Below are 19,810 nucleotides of genomic sequence, written 5' to 3'. Positions count from 1 at the left end.
CGACATGAAACATTTGGTAACCGCATTGGCGCTGCTGGCCGCCACGCCAGCCCTGGCGCAGGACAAGATGACCCTGCTGCTCGATTGGTTCATCAACCCCGATCACGGCCCGATCATCGTGGCACAGGAAAAGGGATATTTCGCGGAACAGGGTCTAACCGTGGAAATCGTGGCCCCTGCCGACCCCTCCGCGCCGCCGCGTCTGGTGGCCGCAGGTCAGGCCGATCTGGCGGTCAGCTATCAGCCGCAACTGCACCTGCAAATCCACGAGGGGCTGCCGCTCAAGCGCGTGGGCACACTGGTCGCCACGCCGCTCAACTGCCTTCTGGTGCTGGAAGACGGCCCAATCAAATCGCCCACTGACCTCAAGGGCAAGAAAATCGGCTTCTCTGTCGCGGGCGTCGAAGAGGCGATCCTGACCACGGTTCTGGGCAAATACGGTGTTGCCCTGAGCGATGTCGAGATGATCAACGTCAATTTCTCGCTCTCGCCCGCGCTGATGAGTGGGCAGGTCGACGCGGTGATCGGTGCTTATCGGAACTTCGAGTTGAATCAGATGGATATCGAAGGCGAACCGGGCCGCTGCTTTTATATCGAGGAAGAGGGCGTGCCGTCCTATGACGAGCTGATCTACGTCGCCAACCCCGACCGGATGGATGCCGACAAGATCGCGCGCTTCCTTGAGGCGACCGAGAAGGCGACGCAGTTCATCGTCAACAACCCGCAGGCCAGCTGGGAGATCTTCGCCGCCACCTCGCCCGAATTGCAGGACGAACTGAACAAGCGCGCCTGGGTCGATACGCTGCCGCGCTTTGCCCTGCGTCCCGCCGGGTTCGACGCGGGCCGCTATGCCCGGTTCGAGGCGTTTCTGAAGGACACCGGCCTGATCGACAGCGTCAATCCGGTCTCGGCCATCACCATCGACGTGACCGCTGAATGAGCGCGCCGGATTATGGCCACGCCTTTGGCCTGATGCGTGCGGCGGCTGGCCAGCCGTGGCGGGATTATACCCGCCACGCCTTTGTCGAAGGGATCAAGGATGGCAGCCTCCCGCACGATGCTTTCCTGCATTATCTGCGGCAGGATTACGTGTTCCTGATCCATTTCGCGCGCGCCTGGGCGCTGGCGGTGGTCAAGGGCCAGACCCATGCCGAGATGCTGGCCGCCGTTGGTACCGTCAACGCCTTGGTGGCCGAGGAGATGCAGCTCCATATCGGGGTGTGCGAGGCGGCGGGGATCTCGAAGGACGCGCTGTTTGCCACCCCCGAGCGGCCCGAAAACCTCGCCTATACCCGCTTTGTGCTCGAGGCCGGGTATAGCGGTGATCTGGCCGATCTGCTGGCTGCGCTGGCGCCCTGTGTCATGGGCTATGGCGAGATCGGCACACGGCTGGCGGCAGAGGCGACGAGTGATCGTTACAGGGATTGGATCGACACCTATGCCGGGGCCGAGTATCAAGCGGCTTGCAAGGCTGCGGGTGAGTTGATGGATCAGGCTCTAACAAGGCGTATTGGCGCAGATTTCGAGGCCTCGCCGCGATGGGAACGTCTGTGTCGGACCTTCTGCACCGCAACGGAACTCGAGGTCGGTTTCTGGCAGATGGGGCTTACCCCGTGACCCCGGCACCCGCGATAACTGTTGCCGGCAGCGCCAGCATCGACGGTGGGTCTTTGTTCGCGCCGTTGGCCCTGACATTGGAAGCGGCGCAATGGACCTGCCTCTTGGGCGGGTCCGGTGTGGGCAAGTCGACGGTGTTGCGGCTGATCGCGGGGCTGGAAACAGGAGCGGAGTTCAGCGGCACGATCACGGCGTCGGATAGTTCCCCGGTGGAGGCGCGAGTGGCCTATATGGCGCAGGACGATCTGTTGTTCCCTTGGGCCAGTGTAGCGCAGAACGTGGCGCTGGGCGCGCGGCTGCGGGGCGAGCAAGTGGACCGTGCGCGGCTCGACGACCTGCTGCGTCGGGTGCGCCTGACAGACCATGCCGCCAAGCGCCCGGCGGAACTCTCGGGTGGCCAGCGCCAGCGGGTGGCATTGGCGCGCACCTTGATGGAGGACAAGCCGGTTGTATTGCTCGACGAGCCCTTCTCGGCCCTCGATGCCCGGACCCGCGCCGATATGCAGGAGCTGGCCGCCGAACTGCTGGCCTGCCGGACCGTGCTGTTGGTGACCCACGACCCGGCCGAGGCCGCGCGGTTGGGTCATTCGATCCAGGTGATGACCGCCGGGGGGCTGACAGCGGTCGTACCGCCAACGGAAGAAATGCCGCGCGCGGTGGATGACGTCGCGACGCTGGAATGTCAGGCTGTATTGCTCAGGATGCTGCGGGAGGGAGGGGAATGACACGCTGGCTCCCGGCTCTGGCCGCGACCCTTTTTGCGCTGGCGATTTGGCAGGCGGTGGTCAGCCTGACCGACCTGCCGCGATTCATCCTGCCCGGCCCTGCTCTGGTGGCCGAAACCTGGTGGCAGAGCCGCTGGTTGATCGCCGAGCATACGGCGGTGACGGCGCTGGAGGTTCTGATCGGTCTCGCCTGTGGCGCGGTGCTGGGCGTGGCGACGGCGTTGCAGCTGGCCAGTTCGCGGATCGCACGGGTACTGGTGCAGCCGATGCTGGTCTTTACCCAGGCGCTGCCGGTCTTTGCGCTGGCGCCGATCCTGACGCTGTGGCTGGGCTATGGGCTGTGGTCCAAGGTCGCGATGGCGGTGCTGATCATCTATTTCCCGATCACGGCGGCGTTCTTCGACGGGCTGATGCGGACGCCTGCGGGATATCTCGACCTCGCCCGCACCATGCAGGCCAGCCCGCGCGCGGTGCTCTGGCATATCCGGGTGCCGGCGGCGCTGCCGCAACTCGCCTCGGGCCTGCGGCTAGCGGCGGTCTATGCGCCGATCGGCGCGGTGATCGGGGAATGGGTGGGCGCGTCAAAGGGGCTGGGCTACCTGATGCTCCTGGCCAATGGCCGCGCCAAGACAGACCTGATGTTTGCCGCCATGCTGACGCTGGGCGTGCTGTCGGTGCTGCTGCATCTGGCGATGCGACGGGCAACACGGCAAATGGCGGGCGAACGTTAACCTCTCGGAAACCGATTCGGGGCGAGGCTGATCGCCATGCGCCAGATTGGTCTTTCCGAGGCCCCGATGCTGTTCGACATGGACGAAGCGCCGGAGATGCCGCTGCCCTCGGGGCGGTTGCCGTCCTATATCCGGGATCATCGCAAGCGTTTGCGGGAACGGTTCATGGCCGGTGGTGCGGCGGCGCTGCCGGACTACGAATTGCTGGAGCTGGTGCTGTTCCGATCGATCCCCAGGCAGGACGTCAAGCCGCTGGCGCGGCTGCTGCTTGATACGTTTGGCGATTTCAACCGGGTGCTGACCGCATCGGTTGAACGGTTGGCCGAGGTCAAGGGCGTGGGCGAGGCAGTGATCACGGATCTCAAGATACTGGAAGCCAGTGCCCACCGGATGGCCCGCGCACGGGTGATGCAGCGGCAGGTGATTTCCAGTTGGGATGCGCTGCTGGATTACTGCCACACCACCATGGCGCATCGCGAGACCGAGCAGTTCCGGGTCTTCTACCTCGACCGCAAGAACGTGCTGATCGCGGACGAGGAACAGGCGCGCGGGACGGTCGATCACGTGCCGGTCTATCCGCGGGAGGTGGCCAAGCGGGCGCTGGAACTGAACGCCTCGGCGCTGATCCTGGTGCACAACCACCCATCAGGAGACCCGACACCGTCGCAATCGGATATCGACATGACGGTGCGGATCCGGGCCGCGTGTGAGGCGCTGGGGATAACGCTGCACGATCACCTGATCATCGGAAAATCGGTCGAGTTGAGCTTCCGCTCCGAAGGGTTTCTATAGGGGGCGCTGCCCCCGTCGCGGCAGGGCCGCGACTTCCCCGGAGTATTTCAGGCGAAATGAAGGGGTTACTTGACCCAGACCTCGACCCGGCGATTGACCTGACGGCCCCAGTCGCTGTCATCGCAGGCCATCGGCAGCGCCTCGCCAAAGGCATCGACCGAGATCTCAACCCGCGCCGGGTCAAGCGTTTCGGCCGTCTGCAACACCGCGTCACGCACCGCCTCGGCTCGTTTCAGGGCAATGCGGGCGTTGCCCTCGGCGGCACCATCACCGTCGCTGAACCCGACAAAGAGCATTTGGCGCGCGTCATAGGCACCGCTTTCAAGTTCCTGGGCCAGTTGTGCGATATTGGTCCGCGACTGCGCATCAGGGCGCGAGGATCCGGTCTCGAATCGGAAAGAGAGGCTGAGCCGTTGCATCCCAGACAGCGTGGATACGAGTCGTTGCAACTCGGTGAGAGGGACCTCGGCACCAGCGGCTGCGATGGCATTGGCCAGCCGGTTTCCCTGGACCGCGATGGGGATCAACTCTGGCGCCTGATCGACGAAACCGGCACGGCGAATCACGATCTGGGCAGCCGGGCTGCGCATGTAGGCCATGAACTCCCGTGCCAGTTTGGGCAGGCGGCGCGCGGGCATGTAGAGGAACATGGGCGAATTGAGCGGATAATCCTCGGTCTTGATGTTGCGCCGGGTTGCGGCGACGGAAAAACCGCAATCCCCCGTCAGGGTCAAAGCCCTGGCGGTTCCGGTTTCGGAATAGCTGGCGATGCCGATGGCAAACGGATCGACGGCGACCGCACGGGCCAGCAGGCTGGAACGGTCATGGCGTGCGACCGTCTCGGGCAGCGTTTTGCCGACTGGTAACAGCAAGCGGTCCTCGACGGCCTGCGCCAGTCCCGAGCCTGCGACCGGCAAGTGTAGCGCGATGGGGGCATCGGGGCCGCCGAGCTCGGCCCAGTTCTCGATCTCGCCGGCAAAGACCTGTGCCAGTTGCGGGGCCGAGATCTGTCGCACCGGATTGACCGGCGCCACCACGGGCACCATCGCATCCAGAGCCAAAACCCGCGAGCGGTTGCTGTCGGTCATGTCGCCCAGGCCCAGTTCCAACGCCCGCCTGCGCTCGTCTGGCCGGATCTCGCGCAGGGCCATGACCAGATCGGCCTCGTCGGCCAGCAGGTCGGCAAAACCTTCGTCGGTGGTGCTGACGCGAAAGGTGAACCGGGCCTGAGGCCGTTCGCTGCCTGCCTTGAACAGAAGATAGCTAAACCGGCTCTCGGATTCGGTCTCGCGTCGGGTCTGCATGCGGTTGCGCAAGGCAAAGCCTTCGATCAGTGCGGGCAGCAGCACCTCGGCCATTGTCGACGAGCCGCTGAGCGCCAGTTCCGCCACGAAATCGGTGAGGTTGGGGCAAGCCGGGCCATCACAGGTCACCCCCGATCCGTCCACCGTCAGTTCGCCGAACCGGGTTTCGACGCGGTAGAATTCTCCGTCGAAGCCAAGCAGATTGCCGCTGATCTCGACCTTGCCATCATGCGAGGTGAGGGTGATGTCCTGAGCGGTGGCCGGAAGGGCCGGGAAAACGGAAAGTGCGGCGAAAGCCGCCGCACGAAGCCAATTCATGTGAAACCTGAAAATTGCCTGCGGATTACCTGGCGGCGATCTTCAGGTCTTCGACCAGATTATTCAACACCAGAAAATCACCGGCAGCTGAACAATCTGGCATGGACATGTTCAGATCATGGGTTGTGAGCGACCCGGTCCCGCGCAGTTCCAGCGATTGGGCCGAGATCTCGCGCCCACAATTGCTGGCTGTCACCTCGGCCTCGATCGATAGGGCGATGGTGCCTGCGGTGTCGCTCTCGCCGGTGGGATAGCTGTAGATTTCGGCCAGTTGCGGCTCCAGCGTGTCGGGTTCACCCAGCCGGATCACCTGACCGACCCCGCCGGCTGCTGCTTCGGACCAAACATGGCCGGTCTCGCCATAACCGGCGCCGAACTCGCGGGCATGCAGCTGAAAGCCCGCAGCGCCAGACCATTGCACCACGACCCGGTCGATCCGGTCGAGCCCCTCTACGGGGCTCATGGCGACAGCGCCACGGCCGTTCTGGAAGGCCACGACAAACACAGCGGTTTCGGACAGCGCCGGGACAGTGACCGACAGATTGCCGGCATCGTCGGTTGTATCTGTGAAGATCAAGCCGCTGTGATGTACCGTAACGCGTTGGTTACCGTAACAGGCAGCGTTGACGTTGAGAGTTACGCTGGCCATGGGGGCGGGATCGGCAGTCGCCGTGATCGCACAGCCCAGTTGCGGCTCGTCCGGGTCGCTTGGCGCGTCGGGCAGCAGGATGTCCCGCGCTGGAAGGGGCATTGCGCCTTCCAAAGATGGTTCCGGCAGGCGGCGGGGCTGTTCCAGGGCGGGTTGCGCAGAGGTAAGCTTGATCGCGTTCAGCTCGAACAAGGCGTAGTCATCCACATCTGACGCACCCGACGGTTTCAGAACCGATTGCTGAATAAGCGATTTGCGTGCCGCCATCTGCTGCGTCTCGCGCGCGGCGTTCTGCTGCATCAGGAACCCGATCAGCGCCGCGCAGAGAACGGTCCCGCCAGCTGTCAGAATCTTGCGTCGTTGTGCCATAACCACACTCCATCGCCCATTGGTCCACGAGAAGTGTCGTTAAAGAAGGCGGCCAGTTTATGGCCGCCGGGGGGAGTCATTGTGGCGGGGCCTCAGGCCAGCCGCCCGTGGCAATGCTTGAATTTCTTGCCAGACCCGCAGGGGCACAGGTCGTTGCGCGAGGGGTTGCCCCATGTGCTGGGGTCGTCCTCGACAAAGCCGGGGCGTGCATCGCCCGAAGCCTTGGCCTCGGCCACTGCTTCGGCCTGCTCTGCCGCTTGTTCGGCCTGATTCTGCTGGGCCATCATCTGCGCCATCATCTGGCGTTGTTCCTCTTCGCTCAGCATGCGAATGCGGGACAATTGCTGTGTGACGGTCTCGCGAAGGCTGTCCAGCAACCCTTCGAACAGCTGAAAGCTCTCGGTCTTGTATTCGTTCAGCGGATCGCGCTGCGCATAGCCCCGGAATCCCACGACCGAGCGCAGGTGTTCCAGCTTGAGCAGGTGCTCGCGCCATTTGCTGTCGATGGTCTGCAACAGCACCTGTTTTTCGATGTTGCGCATGTTCTCGGGTCCGAAATCGGCGGCCTTTTGCGCCATGTATTCGCCCGAGGCCTTGATCAGGCGTTCGCGGATTTCATCGTCATCCACGCCTTCTTCGGCGGCCCATTCGATGACAGGTACGTCGATGCCCAGCTTTTCGATAACGGCGGCATAAAGGCCTTGGGTATCCCACTGGTCGGCATAGGTCTTGGGCGGCATGTATTGATCGATCAGGTCATCGATCACCTGCTCGCGCATGTCTGCGACCACATCCGACAGCTCCTCGGTCGCCATGATTTCGCGCCGCTGGTTAAAGATCACCTTGCGCTGATCGTTCATCACGTCGTCGAATTTCAGCACGTTTTTCCGCATGTCGAAGTTGCGGCCCTCGACCTTGGCCTGGGCGCGTTCGAGCGACTTGTTCACCCAGGGGTGGACGATCGCCTCCCCTTCCTTCATGCCCAGCGTGGTCAACACCTTGTCCAGCCGTTCCGAGCCGAAGATACGCATCAGGTCGTCTTCGAGGCTGAGGTAGAACACAGTGCGGCCCGGGTCGCCCTGACGGCCCGAGCGACCGCGCAGCTGGTTGTCGATGCGACGGCTTTCATGCCGTTCGGATGCCATCACATAGAGGCCGCCGGCATCCAGTACCTTTTGCTTTTCCTCAGCGTGGCGTGCTTCCTCGGCGGCGCGAAGCTCTGCCGGGTCGGCATCGGGGTTTTCGGCCAAGGCGGCCAGAACCTTCATCTCGACATTGCCGCCCAACTGGATGTCGGTACCGCGACCGGCCATGTTGGTGGCAATGGTCACCGCGCCATAGCGGCCGGCCTCGGCCACGATCTGCGCCTCGCGCTCGTGCTGGCGGGCGTTCAGGACGTTGTGTTCGATGCCTTCCTTGGTCAGCATCTGGCTCAGCATCTCGGATTTTTCGATCGAGGTGGTGCCGAGCAAAACAGGCTGGCCCTTCTCATGGGCCTTCTTGGTCTCGGCGATCATGGCGGCGTATTTCTCGGCCGCGGTGCGATAGACCTGGTCGTCCTCGTCCTTACGCGCAATCGGCCTGTTGGTGGGCACTTCGACAACGCCCAGGCCATAGATCTCGGCAAATTCCTCGGCCTCGGTCAGGGCGGTGCCGGTCATGCCCGAAAGCTTGTCGTAGAGGCGGAAATAGTTCTGGAAGGTCACGCTGGCCAGCGTCACGTTCTCGGGCTGGATCTGTACGTTTTCCTTGGCCTCGATCGCCTGGTGCAGACCGTCCGACAGGCGGCGACCCGGCATCATGCGGCCGGTGAATTCGTCGATCAGCACCACCTCGCCATCGCGAACGATGTAGTCCTTGTCGCGCTGGAACAGCTTGTGTGCGCGCAGGCCCTGGTTGACGTGATGCACGATGGTCGTGCTTTCGGGATCATAGAGCGACTGACCCTCGGGCAGCAGGCCACGCGCGACCAGTTGCGCCTCGAGGAACTCGTTGCCCTCGTCGGTAAAGGTGACGTTGCGGGTCTTTTCGTCCAGTTCGAAATGATCGTCCGACAGCGCGGGCAGCAGCGCGTCGATGGCGACATACAGGTCCGAGCGGTCCTGTGCGGGGCCCGAGATGATCAGCGGCGTGCGCGCCTCGTCGATCAGGATCGAGTCGACCTCGTCCACGATGGCGAAATTGTGCTGCTTCTGATAGACCTCGCTCAACTCGCCCTTCATGTTGTCGCGCAGATAGTCAAAGCCAAGCTCGTTGTTGGTGGCATAGGTGATGTCGCTTTGATAGGCGGCCATCTTCTGGTCATCGGGCTGGCCCGACCAGATCACGCCGGTGGTCATGCCCAGCGCGGCGAACACCTTGCCCATCCATTCCGAGTCGCGTTTGGCCAGGTATTCGTTCACCGTGACCACATGCACGCCCTTGCCGGTCAGCGCGTTCAGATAGGCGGGAAAGGTGGCGACCAGCGTCTTGCCCTCGCCCGTCTTCATCTCGCTGATATTGCCCTGATGCAGGAACATGCCGCCCATCAGCTGGGTGTCGAAGGCGCGCAGGCCCAGGGCCCGCTTGGCGGCTTCACGGCAGTTGGCAAACGCCTCGGGCAAGAGCGCATCCAGGCTTTCGCCGTCCAGCGCGCGTTTGCGCAGTTCGTCGGTCTTTTGCTTCAGCCCCTCGTCGGTAAGCTTGGCAAATTCCTCTTCCAGCGCGTTGATCTGGGCGACCACCGGGCGGGTTGCCTTGATCTTGCGGTCATTCGGCGTTCCGAACACCTTTTTGGCAAGCGTTCCAAGTCCCAGCATGTGCACTCCAGCGGATTTGTTCTGTCATGGTTACGACAGGCTTGTCCGCCTTGCGCGCAACCCATAGATACGGGGGGTGAAGGCGGTCCTGTCAAAGGCTTCAAGCGATGTAAGCGGCAGGGTCCAGAGTGTCAACGCCGCGCCCTGTTGCGGCCTGGAAATAGGATGAATCAATGCCCAAAGGTCTCACAATCTTGCCATCGCTGGCGCTTGCGCTGGTGCTGGCCCTGCCGGTGGCGGCCGAGACAAAGGCCGAGGCGGACACGGTTGTGGCCCGCGTCAATGGCGAAGAGATCACGTTGGGTCACATGATCATCGCGCGTGCCTTGCTGCCGCAGCAGTATCAGCAACTGCCCGACAATGTGTTGTTCGACGGCATTCTGGACCAGCTGGTGCAGCAGACCCTGTTGAAACAGCAACAGACAGGTGAGACCCCAAAACAGGTCGTGTTGTCGCTGGAGAACGAGGAGCGCTCGTTGCTGGCGGGTGAGACCATCGAAGAGATCATGGCCGCCGCCACCACCGACGAGGCGATCCAGTCGGCCTATGACGCGCAATATGCCGACGGGTTCGGTGGCGAGGAATACAATGCCTCGCATATCCTGGTCCCGTCCAAGGACGAGGCCAAGGCCGTCAAGGAGCTGCTCGACAACGGCGCCGATTTCGCCGCCACCGCCAAGGAGAAATCCACCGGTCCGTCCGGGCCCAATGGCGGCGCGCTGGGCTGGTTCGGAGCGGGCGCGATGGTGCCGGAGTTCGAACAGGCGGTCGTGGCGCTGAACGCGGGCCAGATCTCGGACCCGGTGCAGACCCAGTTCGGCTGGCATGTGATCATCCTCAATGACAAGCGCAAGTCCGAGGCCCCGGCGCTGGACGAGGTGCGCGACGAACTGGCCGGACGCATTCAGCAGGATGCCATCGACGCGCGACTGGCCGAGCTGACCAAGGACAGCGAGATTGAAAAGCCCGATCTGAACGGGATCGAACCCGGCGTGCTGCGGCAGCTGGAACTGGTGCAGGAGTAAGGCCGAAATGGCGAAGATCACCAAGGTTTCCCCTCTGGCCCCGGCCGCGTTTCCGACGCTGCCCGTCATCGACGGTGTGCAGCTGGCCAGTATTGCGGCGGGGGTGCGCTATCAGGGTCGCACCGATGTGATGCTGGCGGTGTTGGCTCCGGGTACCTCGGTTGCGGGGGTGTTCACCCGGTCGGCCACCCGCTCGGCACCGGTGCTGGACTGTCAGGCCAAGATCGGCGGGGCCAGCGACGGACCGGCCGCGATTCTGGTCAATTCAGGCAACTCCAACGCCTTTACAGGCCATTACGGCCAGACCTCGGTGGCCGAGGTGACGCAGGCGGTGGCAAATGTGACAGGTGTGCCGGTCAGGCGGGTCTTTACCTCGTCCACCGGGGTGATCGGCGAGCCGATGAAGCACGAGCGCATTGTGGCCAAGCTGGGCGATCTGAATGCGGCGCTCAGCCCCGACGCGCTGGAGGATGCCGCCCGCGCCATCATGACCACCGACACCTTTGCCAAGGGCGCCAGCCGGACCGTCGGGATCGACGGCAAGATGGTCAAGATCGCCGGGATCGCCAAGGGTTCGGGCATGATCGCCCCCGACATGGCGACGATGCTGGTTTACATCTTTACCGATGCTCGCGTCGAACAGGGCGCGTTGCAGGCGATGCTGTCGGCAATGACCGACCGCACCTTCAACTGCATCACCGTGGACAGCGACACCTCGACCTCGGACACGCTTCTTTTGTGTGCGACGGGCGCCTCGGGTGTGGATGCCGGTGGAAACGCCGAATTCGCCGCCGCGCTGGAAGAGGTGATGCTGGACCTGGCCCAGCAGGTCGTGCGCGACGGAGAAGGTGCCACCAAGTTCGTCGAGATCCGGGTGACCGGCGCGGTCAGCGATACCGATGCCAAGGTGCACGGTCTGGCGATTGCCAACTCGCCGCTGGTCAAGACCGCGATAGCGGGCGAAGACCCGAACTGGGGCCGGGTGGTGATGGCGATCGGCAAATCCGGCGCCGCCGCTGACCGCGACCTGCTGAGCATCTCGTTCGGCGATATCCTGGTGGCCGAAAAGGGCTGGGTCAGCCCGGGTTACCGTGAAGAGGACGCCGCCGCCTATATGAAGGGGCAGGAGTTGGTCATTGGTGTCGATCTGGGCCTTGGCGAAGGCAAGTCCACCGTCTGGACCTGCGATCTGACCCACGGATATATCGAGATCAACGCGGATTACCGCTCGTGAAAACCGTTCTCGTTTCCGCCGTCGCGCTGATCGACGTGGATGGCCGGGTGCTGCTTGCGCAGCGCCCGGAAGGCAAGTCGATGGCCGGTTTGTGGGAGTTTCCCGGCGGCAAGGTTGAACCCGGCGAGACGCCCGAACTGGCGCTGATCCGCGAGCTGCACGAGGAACTGGGGATCAATACCTGGGCCTCGTGCCTGGCGCCACTGACCTTTGCCAGCCACAGCTATGATGATTTTCATCTGCTGATGCCGCTGTTTGCCTGCCGCAAGTGGGAGGGGATTCCGCAATCTCGCGAAGGGCAGGCGCTGACATGGGTACGGGCAAGCGAACTGCGCAACTATCCGATGCCGCCTGCGGATATCCCGCTGATTCCGATTCTGCGCGACTGGCTTTGACAGGTTTTTGGCATAGTCATCACATCTTGACGCTTGGTAATTTTTTGCAAATTTGGTGTTCGTAACAAATATTTAGCCTATATGGTGTAAGCTGTGCCGCTATTAATACGGTTTTTCGATCAATTCTTATGTGATTTTCGACCCCTGATAGTGTATGTCTGTCGTGCCGGTTTCAACGGAGCCAGACAGCAGTCTATGGCCCGTTTCCGGTGGCAGACATCGGCGCCAGATGCGACGGTTGCCTTCGGATGGAGGCGGATCGTTCTTGATAGGTATCCGGCGCAGGTGTGCAGCATGGCAACCAATTCACAGCGCCACGCGGGACGTTCGAGAGTTTAAAGACCACCACTCACACGGGTCTTGAGGGCAAGAAGAGGCATGGGGCCTTTTCTTGCCTCTTTTTTTGATCGCGTCACGACTGTCTCTCGGGCAATGAAAAAGGGCGGCCCTCGCGAACCGCCCTCTGTTCCTGTATCCGTCCCCGATCAGGTCAGCGACCGGGTAACTTCTTCGCGCTCGAAGATTTCGATCACGTCGCCGGGGCGGATATCGTCGTAGTTTTCAAAGGCCATGCCGCATTCCTGGCCCGACTGCACTTCGGAGACTTCGTCCTTGAAGCGCTTCAGGGTTTTCAGCGTGCCTTCGTGGATCACCACGTTGTCGCGGAGCAGACGCACACCGGCAGAGCGACGAGCGACGCCTTCGGTAACCAGACAACCGGCGACCTTGCCGACGTTGGAGACCTTGAAGACCTCTTTGATATTCGCGTAGCCGATGAAGTTTTCGCGGATTTCGGCGCTCAGCAGGCCGCTTGCGGCCGCTTTGACGTCATCGACCAGGTCGTAGATCACCGAATAATACCGGATCTCGACGCCCTTCTGGTTGGCGGTGTTACGCGCGCTTGCGTTCGCCCGGACGTTGAAGCCCATGATCGGCGCGCCGGAAGCCTCGGCGAGGCCCACATCGGTTTCGGTGATCGCACCAACGCCCGAATGCAGCACGCGCACACGCACCTCGTCGTTGCCGATCTTTTCCATCGCCTGAACGATCGCCTCGGCAGAGCCCTGCACGTCGGCTTTCACCAGGATCGGCAGCTCGGCCACGTTCTCGTCCGCCTTGGCCTTGGCCATCAGCTGTTCCAGCGTGGTGGCGGCACCGGCGGCGGCGCGCTTGTCCTTGGCGACCTGGGCGCGGTATTCCGCGATCTCGCGGGCCTGCGCCTCGGTCGAGGTCACGTTCAGAACGTCGCCTGCCTCGGGGGTGCCGTTGAGGCCCAGAACCTCGACAGGTACCGAAGGACCGGCTTCGGTGACGCGCTCACCCTTGTCGTTGATCAGGGCGCGGACCTTGCCGTACTGCTCACCCACGACAAAGATGTCGCCCTGGCGCAGCGTGCCCTTCTGGATCAGAACGGTCGCTACCGGGCCACGGCCCACATCCAGCTGTGCTTCGATCACCGCACCCTGTGCCGGGCGGTCGGGATTGGCCTTCAGCTCCAGGATCTCGGCCTGCAGCGCGATCGCTTCGAGCAGCTCGTCCAGACCTTCGCCAGTCTTGGCCGAAACCTCGACATCCTGCACTTCGCCCGACATCGCCTCAACCACAACTTCGTGTTGCAGAAGGTCGGTGCGCACCTTGGTCGGGTTCGCCTCGGGTTTGTCGATCTTGTTGATCGCCACGATCATCGGCACACCGGCGGCCTTGGCGTGGTTGATCGCCTCGACGGTTTGCGGCATCACCGCGTCATCAGCAGCGACAACCAGAACCACGATATCGGTCACCTGAGCACCGCGCGAGCGCATCGAGGTAAAGGCCGCGTGGCCCGGTGTATCGAGGAAGCTCAGTGTTGTGCCGCCATCGGTTTTGACCTGATAGGCACCGATATGCTGGGTGATGCCACCGGCCTCGCCCGCAACAACCTTGGCGTCGCGGATCGCATCCAGCAGAGAGGTTTTCCCGTGGTCGACATGGCCCATGATGGTGATGACGGGCGGACGCGGCTTGAGGTCCTCTTCCTTGTCCTCGATATCCGAGATGACGTCTTCCACATCGGAATCCGAAACCCGGACCACCTTGTGGCCGAATTCCTCGATGATCAGTTCGGCGGTGTCGGCGTCGATGGTCTGGTTCTGGGTGACCATCATGCCCATCTTCATCAGTTCCTTGACCACATCGGCCACGCGTTCGGCCATGCGGTTCGCCAGTTCCGAAACCACGATCGCCTCGGGCAACTGAACCTCGCGGATCACCTTTTCACGCTCGGCGGCGCTGCCCATCGCTTTTTGGCGTGCGCGTTCCTGCTTGCGCTTCATCGCGGCCAGCGATTTCTGGCGTCCGCCCTCACCGTCGGTAACCTGGCTGAGCGTCAACTTGCCCGAGCGGCGTCCGTCCTGACGGCCCTTGCCACGGGTCTGGCGCTGTTCGCGTTCGCGGTCGCGGTCGACCCGGCGGGCATTGTCGCCGCTGTCGGGGCGGGCTGAGGCCGGCGCACGCTCGGCGCTGCGTTCGGGCTTGGGGGCTTCCTGCTCGGCCGCGGCACGCGCGGCGGCGCGCTTGGCCTCTTCTTCCGCTTCGAGGCGCTGACGCTCCTCTTCCTCGGCCTTTTCGCGGGCACGCTGCTCGGCTTCGCGCTGTTCGCGCTCCTTGGCCTCTTGCTCGGCCCGGCGGCGCTCACGCTCTTCGGCGCGCGCCTTCTCCTCGGCCTCGCGCTGCGCGGCTTCTTCGGATTCGCGGGCCTTGGCGGCCTTGAGCGCGTTCAGCCGGCGCTCCATCTCGGCGTCGGAAATCCCGGCGGGACGGCGCGAAGGGTCTCCGGCCGGCGAAGAACCACCGGCGCTCGGCTTTCCGGCGCCGGGCTTGGGGACCACCACGCGCTTGCGCTTGGTTTCCACCACGACATTCTTGGTCCGTCCGTGGCTGAAACTCTGTTTCACGTTCCCGGGGCGGGAACCACGCAGACCCAATGTCTTTTTGCCGTCAGTATCGCTCATAAAGCTTCTTACCCTTCCGCGCGGCCCTTGCCGCCGTCATCCGTTTTGCGCATTCCACGAAGGCGTTGCGCTTCCTCTACAACACGTTTGGCGAGTCCACCAGAGGCCAGCGCCGCATGTATCACTGTTTGGCGGCCAAAAGCCATGCCCAATTCATCCGCCGTGAGCCAACCAATGTATTTGCCGAAATGCGGCGTGCTCAGTTTGGTCTTGCCTCGGCCCGATCCGTCCGAGGCCTGGATCAGGACCTGCGCCTCTTCCTTGTCGAGCCAGGTCTTGACCTTTTCGTATCCCGCGACCGCGTCGCCGGATTTTCGTGCGAGGCTGAGCAGGTCGACAACGCGGCGGACCAGTTGTCGCTCAACCTCGTCCACCAGCCCGTCGGGCACCTGCACCTGCTGTTTCAGGCCGCGGGCAAAGAGTTTCTTGTCCACGGCCTTTTGCAGCGTGTCCCGGTCTGCGGCCACATAGGTGCCGCGTCCGGGCAGTTTGCCCGCGATATCGGGCACCAGTTGCCCGTCGGGGCCGGCCACGAAACGGATAAGCCCGTATCTAGGCCGTGCCTCGCCCGTGGCAATGCACTTGCGTTCGGGACCTTCGGTCCGGTCTTTATGTGCACCGCCACGTGTCATGTTTTATCTCCGTCGACCCGTAATCAGGCCTCGGCCTCCTCGTCGGTTGCGGTTTCGCCCTCGTCGGTCTCTTCCGCCTCTTCGAGGAGTTCTGTCGGATCGACCCAGCCCAGCATGACGCGGGCGGTCATCACCATATCCTGCGCATCTTCCAGCGAAACGTCGAAGGGTTCCAGAATACCGTCATCCTTGACGCGCTGACCGTCGACCGTGGTCCAGCCTCCGGCCAGTTCCCAGTCGGCGCAGGTCGCGAAATCTTCCAGCGTCTTGACGTCGTCCTTGGCCAATGCCTCGACCATTTGGGGTGTCAGGCCCTCGAATTCAATAAGGCTGTCCTCGGCTCCCAGGGCGCGGGCATTGTCCAGCGCCGCCTTGGCCTGTGCCTCGAGATAGTCGCGGGCACGGGCCTGAAGCTCTTCGGCGGTGCCTTCGTCGACCCCGTCGATCACCAGAAGCTCGTCAAGATCGACATAGGCGACCTCTTCGAGATTGGTGAAGCCTTCGGAGACTAGCAGCTGGGCAAAGAACTCGTCCAGATCGAGGGTTTCCATGAACAGCGCGGTGCGGCTCTCGAATTCCTTCTGACGGCGTGCCGATTCCTCGGCCTCGGTCATGATGTCAATGTCCAGACCGGTCAGCTGCGATGCAAGGCGCACGTTCTGGCCGCGACGGCCAATGGCCAGGCTCAGCTGTTCTTCGGGCACCACGACCTCGATCTTGCCAGCTTCCTCGTCCAGCACCACCTTCGACACCTCGGCCGGTTGCAGCGCGTTCACCAGGAAAGTCGGCTGATCCTCGTTCCACGGAATGATGTCGATCTTTTCGCCCTGCAATTCATTGACCACCGCCTGCACGCGGCTGCCGCGCATACCGACGCAGGCGCCGACCGGGTCGATCGAGCCGTCGTAAGAGATCACGGCGATCTTGGCGCGCGAACCGGGGTCGCGGGCCACGGCCTTGATCTCGATGATGCCGTCATAGATTTCCGGCACTTCCATCTTGAACAGCTCGGCCATGAACTCGGGCGCGGTGCGTGACAGGAAGATCTGCGGGCCGCGCGGCTCGCGGCGTACGTCCTTGATGTAGCAGCGGATACGGTCGTTGGGGCGATAGCTTTCGCGGCCGATCTTCTCGTTGCGGCGCAGGATCGCCTCGCCCGCGCCCACATCGACGATGACGTTGCCGTATTCCTCGCGCTTGACGAGGCCGTTGATGATGGTGCCGGCGCGGTCCTTGAATTCTTCGTACTGACGATCCCGCTCGGCTTCGCGCACCTTTTGCAGGATCACCTGCTTGGCGGATTGCGCGGCGATGCGGCCCATCTCGACCGGGGGCACCTCTTCGACGAAAGTATCGCCGATCTGCGGGTTTTCCATGTACTGCTTGGCCTGTTCGACGGTGAACTCGGCCTGGTAGTTTTCCAGTTCGTCATCGGCGACGACGGTGCGAACACGGGTAAAGGTCGCCTTGCCGGTCTTGCGGTCGATATGGACGCGGATGTCCATCTCGGCGCCATAGCGGCTCTTGGCCGCGCGGGCGAGGGATTCTTCCATAGCCTCGACCACCAGACCGGGGTCGATCATCTTTTCACGGGCCACGGCCTCGGCGGTTTGCAGCAGCTCAAGCTGGTTTGCAGAGGTGATTGCCATTACTTCGTCTCCTCTTCGGACCCGTCGCGGGCCATGGTCGTGGCGCCCGTTTCGGGCGCTTCCTCTACGATTTCGTCGAATTGGTCTTCGTTCAGAACGCCGGCGGCCTTACGCTGGCGCAGCATTTCCTTGATCAGGTCGTCGGTCAGAACCAGCTTGGCATCGCTCAGCCAGTCGAATTCCAGGCCGATGGTCACCGTTTCGCCATTCTGGTCGATGTTGATCAGCACCTCGTTGCCCTCGACACCGGCCAGTTCACCCTTGAACCGGCGGCGGCCGTCGATCAACTCGGTCGTTTCGATCTTGGCCTCGTAGCCTTCGAACATCTCGAAATCCTTGAGCCGGGTCAGCGGCCGGTCGATGCCCGGGCTCGACACTTCGAGCGTATAGGCATCCAGAATCGGATCCTCGACATCCAGCGTGGCGCTGACCGCGTTCGAGATAGCGGCGCAATCGTCCACCTCGATACCGCCATCGGGCTTGTCGGCCATGATCTGAAGCGTGGTGCTCTTGCCGCTCATCAGTCGAATGCGCACCAGCTCGTATCCCAGATCCGCGATAACGGGGCTGACGATCTCGGCCAGGCGCCGGTCGATGGCGGCCTTTGCTATCAGGTTGTTGGTCATCTCGTGTCTTACCCAAGCTCCGGGCACAAAAAAACGGGCGCGCGGCCCGTCGATCTATTCCGGTGGAACCCCAGGCCAGTGCCCGACGCGCCGCTGTTGTCAAGGCGTATACGCGGGATGGGGTGAGTCTGCAAGGGGGTGGGATTCGAAAGCTGGATTACCCCACCCACCAGCGTTCCGCGATGCGGCCATCGTCCAGCGGACTACGGCTGCCGATCTGGCGCGGCAGGCCGACCGAGACGGCGGCGGCGAGCGCCATGTCGTCCTCGGAGGGGTGATAGCGGAACCGGGTGCGGTCGCGCAGCCCGTCGGGCAGGGGCAGGGCGGCGACATCGACATAGCCGTCGCGCAGCGCCTCGGCCCGGACGGCGGGGTCGGGGATCACGATCACCTCGACCATGTCGGCCCATCCGGCCTGACCCTGCTTGTAGTGATCGGAAACCTTGCGGCCCAGGAAATGCCGCCCGTCCTGCGCCCGTTCGACCCGGTAACAACCGGTGCCGTTGGCCTGTTCCAGCGGCGTCACCGCCCCACCCGAGCGGGTGATGGCAAAGCGGATATCGGCCAGCCGGAGGGGCAGGCCGGGATCGGCTTCGGCCAGTTCCAGCCGCAGCCGCGTGGGGCCAAGCGCCTCGGCCAGGCCGATTTCGGCCAGCGACGCCGCGGCATCGCTGGCCGAGAACCGCGTGCCATCGTGAAAGGTGACGTCGTCGCGCAGATCAAAGCTCCAGACCCGGGCGCTGTCGTCGGGTTGCCAGCCGGTCGCCAGCTCTCCCCTGAGGGTGCCGTCGGGCGCGATCTCGGTCAGGGTATCGAACACGGCACCGCGCGCGATCCGTTCCAGGCTGTCGTCTCGCGGTACCGCCAGACGCAGGGTGCCCCCCTCCCGGGGCCGGTCGGCCAGCGACATGCCCGCCGAGGCGAGGAGTGCGGCAGCGGCACCCGAGGCGAACAGCGCGCGGCGGTCGATCCGGGTCATGCGTCGGCCTCCTGTGCGATGCCGTCCATGATCCGCACCAGCTCGGCGCTGATGCCCGGTTCGGACAGGGCGTGGCCGGCATTGCGGATCATCCGAAGTTCGCAACTGGGCCATAGCTCGCTGAGCTTCCAGGCCGAACTGGGTGGGCAGATCATGTCATAGCGCCCCTGCACGATATGGCCGGGGATATGCGAGATGCGCCCCATATTGGCGAGGATCTGGCCGTCGAATTCCAGGAAGCCGTCGTTGATGAAATAGTGATTCTCGAGCCGGGCAAAGGCACGGGCATAATCGCCGGGACTTTCGCCCGTGGTGCCGTTGGAGTGGATCGAGGCAAGCGCATTCTCCCAAGCCGACCACGCGCGGGCATAGCGGATCTCTTGCGCCATATCCCCCGAGAACAGGCGCTTGTGATAGGCGAAAATCATGTCGCCGCGTTCATTTTCCGGGATCAGCGCGGCAAAGCGCGACCAGGGTTCCGGCCAGAACCGCCCGGCGCCGCCGCCATAGAACCAGTCAAGCTCGGCCCGGGTCATCAGGAACACGCCGCGCAGCACCAGCCGGGTAACGCGGTCGGGGTGGGTCTGGGCATAGACCAGTGCCAGGGTCGCGCCCCAACTGCCTCCAAAGGCGATCCAGCTGTCGATCTCCAGCGCCTTTCGGATGCGTTCGATATCGGCGACCAGATGCCAGGTGGTGTTGTCGGTGACCGAGGCATGCGGCCGCGACCGGCCACAACCGCGCTGGTCGAAAAGAATCACCCGGTAGACCGCAGGATCGAAATAGCGCCGCATCGCCGGGCTGCATCCACCGCCCGGACCGCCATGTAGAACCACGACAGGGATCCCGCGGGGATTGCCACTTTGCTCGACGTATATGTGGTGACCCTGACCAACATCCAGCATCCGCTGGTCGAACGGGTCGAGCGGCGGATAGAGATATTGCATTGCGCGCTTTTGGTCCGGGTATTTGTCCAT

17 protein-coding genes are annotated in these 19,810 nt (G+C 63.3%); 8 read left to right on the top strand and 9 right to left on the bottom strand.

Features of this window, described 5'->3' with window-relative positions:
* Positions 1-4 precede the first annotated feature (4 nt).
* Genes AC2FLM_RS07850 through radC form a run of 5 tightly spaced genes read left to right on the top strand, consistent with a single transcriptional unit; the run spans position 5 to position 3,865 of the window.
* Positions 5-940: an ABC transporter substrate-binding protein gene (locus tag AC2FLM_RS07850; protein WP_496857036.1), complete on the top strand. Its 936-nt coding sequence runs from the start codon at positions 5-7 to the stop codon at positions 938-940.
* Positions 937-1,617, top strand: a complete 681-nt coding sequence (gene tenA, locus AC2FLM_RS07845; RefSeq protein ID WP_496857034.1) for a thiaminase II — start codon at positions 937-939, stop codon at positions 1,615-1,617. The genes AC2FLM_RS07850 and tenA overlap by 4 nt, the downstream gene beginning before the upstream one ends.
* Entirely contained in the window at positions 1,614-2,342 is a 729-nt protein-coding gene (locus AC2FLM_RS07840; RefSeq protein ID WP_496857032.1) for an ABC transporter ATP-binding protein, read from the top strand. Before tenA ends, AC2FLM_RS07840 begins: the two co-directional genes overlap by 4 nt.
* Positions 2,339-3,073, top strand: coding sequence for an ABC transporter permease (locus AC2FLM_RS07835; protein ID WP_496857030.1), 735 nt, complete (start codon positions 2,339-2,341; stop codon positions 3,071-3,073). Before AC2FLM_RS07840 ends, AC2FLM_RS07835 begins: the two co-directional genes overlap by 4 nt.
* Before the next feature lie 36 nt (positions 3,074-3,109).
* A complete protein-coding gene (gene radC / locus AC2FLM_RS07830; protein ID WP_496857028.1) occupies positions 3,110-3,865 on the top strand; it encodes a RadC family protein in 756 nt (251 codons plus the stop codon).
* Between the two features lie 65 nt (positions 3,866-3,930).
* Here radC and AC2FLM_RS07825 read toward each other — a convergent pair whose 3' ends face one another.
* From AC2FLM_RS07825 to secA, 3 genes are all read right to left on the bottom strand, one after another.
* Entirely contained in the window at positions 3,931-5,487 is a 1,557-nt protein-coding gene (locus AC2FLM_RS07825) for a phosphate ABC transporter substrate-binding/OmpA family protein (RefSeq protein ID WP_496857026.1), read from the bottom strand.
* 25 nt (positions 5,488-5,512) lie between these two features.
* A complete protein-coding gene (locus AC2FLM_RS07820; protein ID WP_496857024.1) occupies positions 5,513-6,505 on the bottom strand; it encodes a hypothetical protein in 993 nt (330 codons plus the stop codon).
* A gap of 92 nt (positions 6,506-6,597) precedes the next feature.
* Positions 6,598-9,303 (bottom strand): preprotein translocase subunit SecA, encoded by a 2,706-nt coding sequence (gene secA / locus AC2FLM_RS07815; RefSeq protein WP_496857022.1) that lies wholly within the window; start codon positions 9,301-9,303, stop codon positions 6,598-6,600.
* A gap of 173 nt (positions 9,304-9,476) precedes the next feature.
* On the opposite strand from secA, the gene AC2FLM_RS07810 reads away from it, so the two are divergent.
* From AC2FLM_RS07810 to mutT, 3 genes are read left to right on the top strand one after another with little or no spacing between them, the layout of a single operon-like run.
* On the top strand, positions 9,477-10,328 hold the full coding sequence (locus AC2FLM_RS07810; protein ID WP_496857020.1) for a peptidylprolyl isomerase: 852 nt from the start codon (positions 9,477-9,479) through the stop codon (positions 10,326-10,328).
* A 7-nt stretch (positions 10,329-10,335) separates the two neighbouring features.
* The gene (gene argJ / locus AC2FLM_RS07805; RefSeq protein ID WP_496857018.1) at positions 10,336-11,562 is read left to right on the top strand and encodes a bifunctional glutamate N-acetyltransferase/amino-acid acetyltransferase ArgJ; all 1,227 of its coding nucleotides are present in this window, start codon (positions 10,336-10,338) and stop codon (positions 11,560-11,562) included.
* Positions 11,559-11,957, top strand: a complete 399-nt coding sequence (gene mutT, locus AC2FLM_RS07800) for an 8-oxo-dGTP diphosphatase MutT (protein ID WP_496857016.1) — start codon at positions 11,559-11,561, stop codon at positions 11,955-11,957. Before argJ ends, mutT begins: the two co-directional genes overlap by 4 nt.
* Before the next feature lie 485 nt (positions 11,958-12,442).
* Here the strand turns inward: mutT and infB are convergent, their stop codons facing one another.
* The 6 genes from infB to pip form a co-directional block, all read right to left on the bottom strand.
* Positions 12,443-14,947, bottom strand: coding sequence for a translation initiation factor IF-2 (gene infB / locus AC2FLM_RS07795; protein WP_234220791.1), 2,505 nt, complete (start codon positions 14,945-14,947; stop codon positions 12,443-12,445).
* Between the two features lie 8 nt (positions 14,948-14,955).
* Complete coding sequence (locus tag AC2FLM_RS07790) at positions 14,956-15,579, bottom strand: RNA-binding protein (RefSeq protein WP_234169307.1); 624 nt, start codon at positions 15,577-15,579, stop codon at positions 14,956-14,958.
* Between the two features lie 23 nt (positions 15,580-15,602).
* Positions 15,603-17,228: a transcription termination factor NusA gene (gene nusA / locus AC2FLM_RS07785; RefSeq protein WP_496857013.1), complete on the bottom strand. Its 1,626-nt coding sequence runs from the start codon at positions 17,226-17,228 to the stop codon at positions 15,603-15,605.
* Entirely contained in the window at positions 17,228-17,854 is a 627-nt protein-coding gene (rimP, locus tag AC2FLM_RS07780) for a ribosome maturation factor RimP (protein WP_234145296.1), read from the bottom strand. The genes nusA and rimP overlap by 1 nt, the downstream gene beginning before the upstream one ends.
* Before the next feature lie 157 nt (positions 17,855-18,011).
* Positions 18,012-18,833, bottom strand: a complete 822-nt coding sequence (locus AC2FLM_RS07775; protein WP_496857011.1) for an ABC transporter substrate-binding protein — start codon at positions 18,831-18,833, stop codon at positions 18,012-18,014.
* A complete protein-coding gene (gene pip / locus AC2FLM_RS07770) occupies positions 18,830-19,810 on the bottom strand; it encodes a prolyl aminopeptidase (protein WP_496857009.1) in 981 nt (326 codons plus the stop codon). Before pip ends, AC2FLM_RS07775 begins: the two co-directional genes overlap by 4 nt.

Source organism: Ruegeria sp. SAZD011 (genome assembly GCF_059612545.1).
This window is presented reverse-complemented; position numbering and strand designations above follow the sequence as displayed.